The organism is Bradyrhizobium sp. STM 3843 (genome assembly GCF_000239815.1).
Lineage (GTDB): Bacteria > Pseudomonadota > Alphaproteobacteria > Rhizobiales > Xanthobacteraceae > Bradyrhizobium.
The window spans coordinates 113201-125037 of sequence record NZ_CAFK01000024.1 but is presented as its reverse complement, the minus strand read 5'-3'; the positions used below and the strand labels follow the sequence as shown (position 1 = coordinate 125037).

The following is an 11837-nucleotide window of genomic DNA, read 5'->3' as shown; positions in this document are numbered from 1 at the left end:
CCGCCGCTGCCCCCGGCCATGGCCGGCAGCGTGCCGGGCCAGCCGCCGCGCCGGCGGCTGAAGATCGAGGATGATCCGTTCGGCGCGGTCGGTGACTATATGGGGCCGTTCCTGGTCAAATCGGCCGTGGAAATTTCCGCGGGCTACGACAGCAACCCGGCGCGGCTGGCCAACGCGCGCGGCATGCCGTTCTGGGTGGTCGCGCCGGAATTTCTCGCCGTCTCCGACTGGGACCGTCACGCGGTGGTCGCCGATCTCCGCGGCTCCTTCACCGGCTATGGCGGCTCGCTGCCCGCCACCATCGACGGCGGTGTCAACCCGGCGCCGACCAATCTCGATCGGCCGGACTTCACTGGCCATATCGACGGTCGGCTCGATGTCACCAGGGACACCTCGATCGGCGCGCAGCTGCGGCTGCGGGCCGCCACCGACAATCCCGGCAGCCCCAACATCCAGGCCGGGCTCGCCCGCTATCCGGTCTACACCACGCTCGGCACCACGGTCGGCGTCGACCAGCGCTTCAATCGCCTGCAGGTCTCGGCGGGCGCAACGGTCGATCGCACCAGCTATGAACAGAGCAAGCTCACCGACGGCAGCTTGACGTCGAACGACGACCGCAACTTCAACCAATATGGCGGGGTCGGACGCGTCTCCTACGAAGTCTCGCCGGGGGTGAAGCCGTTCGCGGAGGTCGAGGGCGACAGCCGCATCCATGACACGCAATTTGATCGCTCCGGCTATCAGCGCGATTCCTCCGGCGGCTATGCCAAGGCCGGCACCTCGTTCGAGCTGACGCGGCTGCTGACAGGCGAGGTCTCGATCGGCTACGCCGCGCGCAACTATGTCGATCCCAGGCTGAACCGGCTGGAGGGCTTTTTGACCACGGCCTCGCTGGTGTGGTCGGCGACGCCGCTCACAACGGCAAAATTCTTCTCCGACACCCAGTTGGCCGAGACCACGGTCGCCGGCGCCTCCGGCGTGCTGGTACGCACCTACACGGTCGAGGTCGACCACGACTTCCGCCGCTGGCTGACGGGAATCGGCAAGTTCACCTTCGGCACGCTCGACTATCAGGGTTTTGGCCGCAGCGATAAAACCTATTCGGCGGAAGGCAACCTGGTCTTCAAGATGACGCGCAATCTCTGGCTCAAGGGCACATTGCGCTACGACGTGCTGGATTCCAACGTCGCCGGCGCAAGCTCATCCGGCACGGTGGTGATGCTCGGCGTGCGGCTACAGAATTGAACCGTCGCACAGCCCGACTCCACCGGCGATCTCTTCGGCCGCCCTTCGAGACGCCCGCCTGTGGCGGGCTCCTCAGGGCGAGGTCTTGCAGTACGTGACGTTCTCGCCCCTCATGGTGAGGGCGCGGCAAAGCCGCGCGTCTCGAACCATGAGGCCCCGGTACATCCGCGAGCTGCTGTTCTTACGCTGCGGTCACCGTAAGATTGGCACCATCGGCCTGCACGATTCGTACCCGGCTGCCGGCCGGAATATCAGGACCGGCCACCCGCCACACCGTATCGTCGATGCGCACGGTGCCGGAGCCGTCGACGATCGGCTTCTCCAACGTAAACACCCGGCCGACCAGCGCGGCCGCGCGCCGGTTGAGATAGGGATTGTCACCGGCCGGCCGCGCCGCGCTGCGGGCGAGCCGCCGCCACACCGGCACGGCCGCGGCGGCAAACAGCGCGAACATCAGGATCTGCAGCTGCCAGCTTGGGGTGAACGCGAACGATGCCAGCCCGACCAGCAGCGCAGCGAGGCCCAGCCAGAACAGGAAGACGCCGGGCGCGAGCAGCTCCAGCGCCATCAGGATGACGCCGAAGATCAGCCAGTTCCAGGTGCCCAGTGTCACAAACATCTCGGTCATGACATGACCTCCGTTGTCATCACGTCCGCGGCGGGACCGGCGGCGCGGGCGGCGAAGGCGGCGTGCTGCCGGCCGCCGGCACCGAGCCCCCTCGCCGCGCCGCCGCCGCAGCCGACACCGCGCTTTCGCCGAACGTCGCCTTCGCGATCTCGCCGATGCCGGCGAGCGAGCCGAGCATACCCGTCGCCTCCATCGGCAGCATGATCACCTTCTGGTTTGGCGAGTCCGCCAGCTGGCCGAATGCCTTGATGTATTTGTCGGCGATGAAGTAGTTGAGCGCGGCGACGTCGCCCTTCGCGATCGCTTCCGACACCACCTGCGTCGCCTTGGCCTCGGCCTGCGCGGCGCGCTCGCGTGCTTCTGCATCGAGGAAGGCGGACTGCCGACGGCCCTCGGCCTGCAGGATCTGGCTCTGCTTGGCGCCTTCGGCGCGCAGGATCTCCGACTGACGCTGGCCTTCCGCCTGCAGGATGTCGGCGCGCTTGACACGTTCGGCCTTCATCTGCCGACCCATCGCCTCGACCAGGTCGGCCGGCGGCACGATATCCTTGATCTCGATGCGGTTGACCTTGACGCCCCAGGGCGAGACCGCAGCATCCACCACGCGCAACAGCCGCTCGTTGATCTCGTCGCGATGCGACAGCACCTGGTCGAGGTCCATCGCGCCCATCACCGAACGGATGTTGGTCATGGTCAGCACGATGATGGATTGCGAGAGGCTGGCGACCTCGTAGCTCGCCTTCGCCGCATCGAACACCTGGAAGAAGGCGACGCCATCCACCGTCACAGTGGCGTTGTCCTTGGTGATCACCTCCTGCTCGGGAATCTCGATCACCTGCTCCATTACGTTCATCTTGCGCCCGATCCGGTCGAAATAGGGCACGATGATATTCAATCCCGGCGACAGCGTGCGGGTGTATTTGCCGAACCGCTCGACCGTCCAGTCATAACCCTGCGGCACCGTCTTCACGCCGGCGAACAGCGTGAGGACGACCAGCAGCACCAGCGCAATCGCAAAAATGTCGAAACCACTCATAACCCCTCCAAGGCGAAACACCCGATCAGCAGGCTTGGGCTTTCGCACGATTCCGCAGCCATCCAAGAAATAGGGATTGCCGCGTGAATTTGTCTTGGTGGCGGCGAGGCCGGTTCAGCGAACTATTTTTGTCGCATGGTATGGTAAAAGGTCTTGCGGGAAGCAGGAGCGTTCCTAACAAGCGGCGCACATGCGAGGCAGGTTAATCGCATATAGCAGGAGCGTCGGGCCTCATGGTTCGAGACGCGCGGCTTTGCCGCGCCCTCACCATGAGGATCAAAGATCTCGCCGCGCAATAAGGCCTCATCCTGAGGAGCCCGCCGCAGGCGGGCGTCTCGAAGGACGGCCGCGGAGAGACTGCCAAAGACCCATTTCGGCGTATGCGATCGCCCGGCGCGCAGGGCGCGGCGCGTCAGCAAGGCTTCACTTCGGCGGCTCGACCGACTCTCAGATCCAACCCTGCAGCTCGCGCAGCACAAGTTGTCGGATCACGTCCATGCCCGGCTCGCTGTCGTTCAAGCAGGGAACGGCGGTGAAGGCTTCGCCGCCATTGTGCTTGAAAATCTCGGCATTCTCGCCGGCGATCTCCTCCAGCGTCTCCAGGCAGTCGGCGGCGAAGCCCGGCATCACCACGGCAATGCGCTTCACGCCATCCTTGGCGAGTTGCTCGATGGTCTTGTCGGTATAGGGCTGCAGCCATTCGGCGCGGCCGAAGCGCGACTGGAAGGTCAGCAGGAGCCTGCTCTCATCCAGGCCGAGCCGCTTGCGCAGCAGCTCGGTGGTGGCGACGGACTGCTCGCGATAGGGATCGCCCTTGTCGACATACTCCTTCGGCATGCCGTGGAAGGAGGCCACGATCAGCTCGGGCTTGAACGACAGGGTAGCGAGGTGGCTCTCGATTCCGGTCGCGAGCGCCTCGATGTAGAAATCGTCGTCGTAGTAAGGCGGCGTGACCCGCAGGGTCGGCTGCGCGCGCAAGCTCGCCAGCACGCGGAAAACCTCGTCGCAGACGGTGGCCGAGGTCGCGGCTGAGTATTGCGGATAGAGCGGCACCACCAGGATGCGGTCGCAACCCTTTTCTATCAGCGCATCGATGCCCGCCTTGATCGACGGATTGCCGTAGCGCATCGCCCAATCGACCACGACCTGGCGACCGTTGTCGGCGATGCTGGCGGCGAGCTTCTCGCTCTGGGCGCGGGTGATCGTCTTCAGCGGCGATTCGTTCTTCTCGGTGTTCCAGATCGTCTGGTAATCGCGCGCCTTCTGGCGCGGCCGCGTGTTGAGGATGATGCCGTTGAGAATGAGCTTCCACAACAGGCCCTGGTTCTCGATCACACGCGGATCGGACAGGAATTCCTTCAAGTAAACCCGCACGCCCGCGGCATCAGCGGTATCGGGCGTGCCGAGATTGACCAGGAGCACGCCGACGCGCGACGGATTGGCGATAGACAGCGGTGTTGCTTTGTCGAGAGAGATGGCGGCAGTCATGGTATCCGGGCGGGACGACGGATGGCTTGGACGGATGGCTTGGCGGGGTGCGGTAACCCCGTCTAGATAATGGCTATTGTGACGATGTCATCAGGCCGGAGGAGCCATGACGATTGCTGAACTCTGCATTTTCGCCAGCGTGATATTATACCTATTAACGCTCGCCCCGGTGAAATGGATCAGCGCCGGACGGTACGACAATGCACGGCCGCGCGACCCGGCGTTTTACCAGGGCGGCATCCGCGAGCGCGCATTGGGCGCGCACCAGAACGGGATCGAGGCGTTCCCGTTCTTCGCCGTCGCCGTGCTGCTCGCCGAGTTCCGTGCCGCACCCCAGAATCTGATCAACGAGCTCTCGATGCTGTTTCTGATCGTGCGCACGGCCTATGTGCTCACCTATATCGGCAACCGTCCGGCGCTGCGCTCGATCCTCTGGGCACTCGGCTTCCTGATCACGGTCGCGATCTTCTTCCTGCCGCTCCTGCGCAACTATCTGCCGATCTGAGCCATGAATTTCAGCGCGGCGATGCGGATCACACCGAGCGGCCGCCAACACGGTTAATGACGCGCACAGCCACAGCCTGCCGGAATTGGCAGCATGGGCAGGCCCATTTTCGTTCCGGCTTTGATCCGCGCCGCCACGGTCAGTTGATTGGATTCGCCGCCGAAATTTTCTATACGGCAACGGGATTTTGGACCCGCGACAGGCGCGCCCTGAAAGGACGCCAAAGGACTCGTGATGACGTTGAACGGCAAGACGCTGGCCGCCACAGTCAGCGCCCCCGATAACTTCCAGACCGCCCTGCACTCGACCGTGCGGGCCGCCGCCGACTGGCTGATCGCACATCAGAAGGGCGACGGGCACTGGGTCGGGCGGGCGGAATCCAACGCCTGCATGGAGGCCCAATGGTGCCTCGCGCTGTGGTTCATGGGACTGGAGGATCATCCGCTGCGCCCGCGCATGGGCCAGGCGCTGTTGCAGACGCAGCGCGCCGACGGCTCCTGGCAGATCTATTTCAATGCGCCCAACGGCGACATCAACGCGACGGTGGAGGCCTATGCGGCGCTCCGCTCGCTGGGCCATCGTGACGACGAGCCGGTGCTGCAGCGCGCCCGCCAATGGATCGAGGCCAAGGGTGGCTTGCGCAATGTCCGTGTCTTCACCCGTTACTGGCTTGCACTGCTCGGCGAGTGGCCGTGGGAGAAGGTGCCGAACATCCCACCCGAGGTGATCTGGTTCCCGGTCTGGTTTCCGTTCTCGATCTACAATTTCGCGCAATGGGCGCGCGCCACGCTGATGCCGATCGCGATCCTCTCGGCGCGACGGCCAAGCCGGCCACTGCCGGCGGAGAACCGGCTGGACGCGCTGTTTCCGAAAGGTCGCGGCGCCTTCGATTACGAGCTGCCGGTCAAGGCCGATGCCGGCGGCTGGGACAAGTTCTTCCGCGGCGCCGACAAGGTGCTGCATGCGCTGCAAAACCTCGGCAACTGGCTCAATCTCGGCCTGTGGCGTCCGGCGGCGATGAGCCGCGTGCTGGAGTGGATGATCCGCCACCAGGATTTCGACGGCGCCTGGGGCGGTATCCAGCCGCCCTGGATCTACGGGCTGATGGCGCTCTACGTCGAAGGCTATCCGATCAACCATCCGGTCGTCGCCAAGGGTCTCGACGCCCTCAACGATCCGGGCTGGCGGGTGGATATCGGAGAGGCGACCTACATCCAGGCCACCAACAGCCCGGTCTGGGACACGATCCTGACCTTGCTCGCATTCGACGATGCTGGCGTGATCGGCGACTATCCGGAAGCCGTCGAGAAGGCCGTCAATTGGGTGCTGGCACGGCAGGTGCGCGTGCCCGGCGACTGGTCGGTGAAGCTGCCGCATGTCAAGCCGGGCGGCTGGGCCTTCGAATATGCCAACAATTATTACCCGGACACGGACGACACGGCGGTGGCGCTGATCGCGCTGGCGCCGCTGCGCCACGATCCGAAATGGCAGGCCAAAGGCATCGATGAGGCGATCCAGCTTGGCGTCGACTGGCTGATCGGCATGCAGAGCCAAAGCGGCGGCTGGGGCGCCTTCGACAAGGACAACAACCAGCAGATCCTGACCAAGATCCCGTTCTGCGACTTCGGCGAGGCACTCGATCCGCCGTCGGTGGACGTCACGGCTCACGTCATCGAGGCGTTCGGCAAGCTCGGGCTGTCGCGCAACCATCCGACCATGGTGCGCGCGCTGGACTACGTCCGCCGCGAGCAGGAGCCGAGCGGGCCGTGGTTCGGCCGCTGGGGCGTGAACTACGTCTACGGCACCGGCGCCGTGTTGCCGGCGCTCGCCGCCATCGGCGAAGACATGAGCCAGCCCTACATCCAGCGCGCCTGCGAATGGCTGGTCGCACAGCAGCAGGACAATGGCGGCTGGGGCGAGAGCTGCGCGTCCTACATGGATATCAGCGCGGTCGGCCGCGGCACCGCGACGGCCTCACAGACCGCATGGGCGCTGATGGCTCTGCTCGCCGCCAACCGGCCTGGGGATCGCGAGGCGATCGAGCGCGGCTGCCTGTGGCTGATCGAGCATCAGTCCGCCGGCACCTGGGCCGAGCCGGAATTCACCGGCACCGGCTTCCCCGGCTATGGCGTGGGCCAGACCATCAAGCTCACCGATCCGTCGCTGCAACAGCGGCTGATGCAGGGACCGGAGCTCTCCCGCGCCTTCATGCTGCGCTATGGCATGTATTGCCACTATTTCCCGCTGATGGCGCTGGGACGCACCCTGCGGCCGCAGGCGCATGGCAAGGCGCAGAGCACCCCAGCGGCTAACGCGGTGATTTGAAGGTCGAGCTCATGCTCGGTGTCATGCCCCGCGCATGCGGGGCATCCAGTACGCCGCGGCTTGTCGATTGATCACTGCCGTCTCTGGAATACTGGATCGCCCGGTCAAGCCGGGCGATGACAGCGGTTCACGCGGCACCCGCCTGAGCGGAGCCACTGCCGAGCACTCCGCCCTCACGCCGCCTTCGGCACCTCGAGCAGGCCACGGCGCCGCAGCAGCGCGTCCGGCTCCGGCTCGCGGCCGCGGAAGGCGACATAGGCGGCTTCCGGATCGACCGAGCCGCCCGAGGAATAGACGTTGTCGTGGAGCCGCTTGGCGACTGCGGGATCGAAGATGTTGCCGGCCTCCTCGAAGGCGCCGAACGCGTCGGCATCCATCACCTCCGACCACATGTAGCTGTAATAGCCCGAGGCATAGTGATCGGTGGAGAAGATGTGGCCGAACTGGGTCGGGCGGTGGCGCATCGCGATCTCCGCGGGCATGCCGATCTTGTCGAGCTCCGCGCGCTCGAACGCCCGCACATCCTGGGCTGCGGCGGCCGGCTGGGTGTGGAATTCGAGATCGACCAGCGCCGAGGCGACGAACTCGACCGTCGCGAAGCTCTGGCCGAACTTGCGCGCCGCGAGGAAGCGATTGAGCAGGTCCTCCGGCAGCGACTCGCCGGTCTGGTAATGACGGGCGAATTTCTGCAGCACCTCGGGCCGCTCCTGCCAATGCTCATAGAGCTGCGAGGGCAGTTCGACGAAATCGGTGAACACGGCGGTTCCCGACAGCGAGGGATAGGTCACGTTGGAGAGGATGCCGTGCAGGCCGTGGCCAAACTCGTGGAAGAGGGTCCGGGCATCGATCGGCGACAGCAGCGCGGGCTGGCCCTCCGCCCCTTTCGCGAAGTTGCAGACGTTGATGATCAAGGGTGCAACCTCGCCATCCAGCTTCTGCTGATCACGCAGCGAGGTCATCCAGGCGCCGGAGCGCTTCGAGGACCGGGCGAAGTAGTCGCCATAGAACAGCGCCTTGTGCTTGCCCGCGGCATCCCTGACCTCCCAGACCCGGACGTCCGGATGCCAGACCGGAACGTCGGTGCGCTCGACGAAGGTGATGCCGAACAGGTGCGTGGCCACGTCGAACGCGGCGGCGATCATGTTGTCTAGCGCCAGATAGGGCTTGATCGCGGCGTCGTCGAAATTGGCCTTGGCCTGCCGGAGCTTCTCGGCGTAGTAGCGCCAGTCCCAGGCCTCGAGCTTGAAATTGCCGCCCTCCGCCGCGATCAGCTTCTGCAGCTCGTCGCGGTCGGCCAGCGCCTTGGCCCGCGCCGGCTGCCACACCCGTTCCAACAGGCCGCGCACGGCTTCCGGAGTCTTCGCCATGGAGTCCTCCAGGCGATAGGCCGCGTAGGTCGGGAACCCCATGATCTTGGCCGCCTCCTCGCGAAGCGCGAGGACCTCGCCGATCACCGCCTTGTTGTCGTTGGGGTTGCCATTGTCGCCGCGCGCGGTGAAGGCCTTGTACACCTTCTCGCGCAGGTCGCGCCGGGCCGAACTCTGCAGGAACGGCTCGACCGCCGAGCGCGACAGCGTCACGATCGCCTTGCCGGGCATGCCGCGCTCCTCGGCCGCAGTCTTGGCGGCCGCGACGAACTGCTCGGACAACCCGGCGCGGTCGTCCTCGGAAAGCTCCAGGAACCAGTCCTGCTCGTCGCCGAGCAAATGATGGCTGAAGGTGGTGCCGAGCTGGGCGAGCCGCTCGTTGATCTCGGCCATCCGCGTCTTGGCGTCCTCCGAGAGGCCGGCGCCGGCGCGGCGGAAACGCGTATAGGTGCGCTCCAGCAGCCGCAGCTCCTCCGGGGTCAGGTCCAGGCTCTTGCGCTTCTCGTGCAGCTGCGCGACGCGGCCGAACAGCACCGCATTCATCTGGATCGGATTCCAGTGCCGCGCCATCCGCAGGGAGACATCCTTGTCGAGCTCCAGGATCTCCGGATTGGAATTCGCCGAGACCAGGTCGTAGAACACGGCCGCGACCTTGGAGAGCAGCTTGCCCGACCGCTCCAGCGCCGTGATGGTGTTGGCGAAGTCGGGCTCGGCCGGATCATGGGTGATCGCCACGATCTCAGCGGCATGATCGGCGAAGGCGCGCTCGAAGGCGGGGAGGAAATGCTCCGGCTTGATCTCGTGGAACGGCGGCGTCTGGTGCGGCGTCTCCCAGGCCTTCAGGAGCGGGTTGGTCGCAGTAGCGTCGGTGCTGTCTGACATCGGCAAAATCCGTCCTCTCCGAGATCTCAAATCCCGCTTTCTTACCACGTCGAGTGACTTTTTTGCGGTCATTTCCCCTTGATGCGACGTGGCTTTTCGGAGAGATTGCGCCCTTCACAAGGACCCCATCATGAGCGCAGAGAACCAGCCCACCGCCTCCCGCCAGATCGTCTGGACCAGCGTGATCACCGTGATCTCGGCTGCGATCCTGATCGGCGCCGAAGTGTTCGGTGCAGCCTTCGCCGGCGGCTGGGCGCTTTCGATTCTGTTCGGGCTCGGCGACACCGGCACCCACGTGCTGCAGGCCTTGCTGTTCGCGCTCGGCGTCTTCGTGATGGCGGCCTTCATCCGCGGCGCGCAGCGCGTCGAGCCGTTCGTGAAGCGCGCCTGAGCTGCAGCGAAAACACTGCTGCACAAGGCGTCGCGCGCGACACATCTTTCAAGTGGCTTAACGTCCGTTCAGATTGTCGCGCCCATTCAGCTCGCCATGTGTGCTCGTAAGCACATGGTTAGGGAAATTGCGCGCAAGTTTGAAAAAAATCTTGCGATCGAAAATCAAAACGCTTATTTCCCAACTTGCCCAATTTCGCACGTGCCTGTGGTCGTGTGTCAGTCGGTAGGTATCCGGACAAGAGGCCGGACAGCCGCCAAGGGATGAGGAACCGAGGGGCCCTCGGCTTTGTCAGGATCGCGATCATCCGATCGAGATCAGTACAAACCGAAAGCCCAGCATCTCTCTCAAGAGATGCCGCTGAAGGTGACCTCACCTCTTGCAACCGTGACTGGCAGCCGGAGGCGAACCGGCGCACCCCGCTCTCAACGGGGGACGCGACTTAAAGCAACGACGGAGCGGGCTTTTTTGGTCTCTACCGGCAGTCCAACGCCGGCGCGGGCTACTGAAAAGGCTTGTCCTTCATTGCCAGGTGTGCGGGCGGGAACCCTCCCAACCAATCCACGGCAGCACAATTCGGCTTCGGTTCGAGGTTTTGTCACCTTTCCATCGGGTGGCAACGCCAAAGCACCGCCGTCGAGAACGTTTGAACGGGCCTCGTCGCTGGAGGCCGTTTGGAGGGTGCTATGACCGAACGTATCCGGGAATTCCTGCGCAACCGCCGCGAGGAAGGTCTGGACACCGAGCCCTGTCTCGTTGTCGACCTCGAGATCGTGCGCGACAACTACATCAGCTTCGCCAAGGCGCTGCCGGACAGCCGCGTGTTCTATGCGGTGAAGGCCAACCCTGCGCCCGAAGTGCTGTCGCTGCTGGCCTCGCTCGGCTCCTCGTTCGACACGGCGACCGTCGCCGAGATCGAGATGGCGCTGGCCGCCGGTGCGACACCGGATCGCATCTCCTACGGCAACACGATCAAGAAGGAGCGCGACATCGCGCGCGCCTACGCGCTCGGCATTCGCCTGTTCGCGGTCGACTGCGCCGCCGAAGTCGAGAAGATCTCGCGTGCCGCGCCCGGCGCCAAGGTGTTCTGCCGCATTCTCTACGATTGCGCCGGCGCCGAATGGCCGCTGTCGCGCAAGTTCGGCTGCGACCCGGAGATGGCGGTCGAGGTGCTGGATCTCGCCAAGCGGCTGGGCCTGGAGCCCTGCGGCATTTCGTTCCATGTCGGCTCGCAGCAGCGCAAGGTGAAGGCGTGGGACCGCGCGCTCGCCATGGCCTCCACCGTGTTCCGCGACTGCGCCGAGCGCGGCATCAACCTGACCATGGTCAACATGGGCGGGGGCTTCCCGACCAAGTACCTGAAGGACGTGCCGCCGGTCGTGCAGTACGGCCGCTCGATCTTTCGTGCGCTGCGCAAGCACTTCGGCAACCAGATCCCCGAGACGATCATCGAGCCCGGCCGCGGCATGGTCGGCAATGCCGGGGTGATCGAGTCGGAAGTGGTGCTGATCTCGAAGAAGAGCGACGAGGACGAGCTGCGCTGGGTCTATCTCGACATCGGCAAGTTCGGCGGCCTCGCCGAGACCATGGACGAGTCGATCCGTTACGCGATCCGCACGCCGCATGACGGCGCGGACATGACGCCTTGCGTGCTCGCCGGTCCGACTTGCGATTCGGCCGACGTGCTCTACGAGAAGCTGCCATATCCGCTGCCGGTGACGCTCTCGATCGGCGACAAGGTGATGATCGAAGGGACCGGGGCCTACACGTCGACCTATTCGTCGGTGGCCTTCAACGGCATCCCGCCGCTCAAGACCTACCACATCTGAGCGCCCGCAGTTCCGAGCGCCGCGTGGGATGAACTCCCACCCCGACCCTCCCGCGCAAGCGGGAGAGGGGACGATAACCCGACACTCCCGACCTGACCTGACGAGCTTCCGCGCGGGCGATCGCCTGCCGCGGCAAGCCGG

The 11837-nt window shown here is 65.0% G+C and carries 9 protein-coding genes; 5 read left to right on the top strand and 4 right to left on the bottom strand.

The genetic code is table 11. From position 1 onward, the window contains the following. Positions 1–1245 (top strand): outer membrane beta-barrel protein (locus BRAS3843_RS04200; RefSeq protein ID WP_035980794.1); only part of this gene is annotated, 1245 nt, incomplete at its 5' end. Between the two features lie 181 nt (positions 1246–1426). Here the strand turns inward: BRAS3843_RS04200 and BRAS3843_RS04195 are convergent. The 3 genes from BRAS3843_RS04195 to hemH all read right to left on the bottom strand — a co-directional run bounded on the left by BRAS3843_RS04195 (position 1427) and on the right by hemH (position 4397). Further along, complete coding sequence (locus BRAS3843_RS04195; RefSeq protein WP_008967484.1) at positions 1427–1873, bottom strand: NfeD family protein; 447 nt, start codon at positions 1871–1873, stop codon at positions 1427–1429. A gap of 19 nt (positions 1874–1892) precedes the next feature. Further along, complete coding sequence (locus BRAS3843_RS04190; protein ID WP_008967483.1) at positions 1893–2909, bottom strand: SPFH domain-containing protein; 1017 nt, start codon at positions 2907–2909, stop codon at positions 1893–1895. A 447-nt stretch (positions 2910–3356) separates the two neighbouring features. Next, positions 3357–4397, bottom strand: coding sequence for a ferrochelatase (hemH, locus tag BRAS3843_RS04185; RefSeq protein ID WP_008967482.1), 1041 nt, complete (start codon positions 4395–4397; stop codon positions 3357–3359). 106 nt (positions 4398–4503) lie between these two features. On the opposite strand from hemH, the gene BRAS3843_RS04180 reads away from it, so the two are divergent. Beyond that, a complete protein-coding gene (locus BRAS3843_RS04180) occupies positions 4504–4902 on the top strand; it encodes an MAPEG family protein (protein ID WP_008967481.1) in 399 nt (132 codons plus the stop codon). Between the two features lie 234 nt (positions 4903–5136). Beyond that, a complete protein-coding gene (shc, locus tag BRAS3843_RS04175; protein ID WP_008967480.1) occupies positions 5137–7227 on the top strand; it encodes a squalene--hopene cyclase in 2091 nt (696 codons plus the stop codon). A gap of 173 nt (positions 7228–7400) precedes the next feature. Here shc and BRAS3843_RS04170 read toward each other — a convergent pair whose 3' ends face one another. Then, complete coding sequence (locus BRAS3843_RS04170) at positions 7401–9476, bottom strand: M3 family metallopeptidase (protein WP_008967479.1); 2076 nt, start codon at positions 9474–9476, stop codon at positions 7401–7403. A gap of 130 nt (positions 9477–9606) precedes the next feature. Here BRAS3843_RS04170 and BRAS3843_RS04165 point away from each other — a divergent pair, with 130 nt between their 5' ends. Continuing rightward, positions 9607–9867: a hypothetical protein gene (locus BRAS3843_RS04165; RefSeq protein ID WP_008967478.1), complete on the top strand. Its 261-nt coding sequence runs from the start codon at positions 9607–9609 to the stop codon at positions 9865–9867. Between the two features lie 686 nt (positions 9868–10553). Continuing rightward, entirely contained in the window at positions 10554–11696 is a 1143-nt protein-coding gene (locus tag BRAS3843_RS04160) for a type III PLP-dependent enzyme (protein WP_008967477.1), read from the top strand. Positions 11697–11837: the final 141 nt, after the last annotated feature.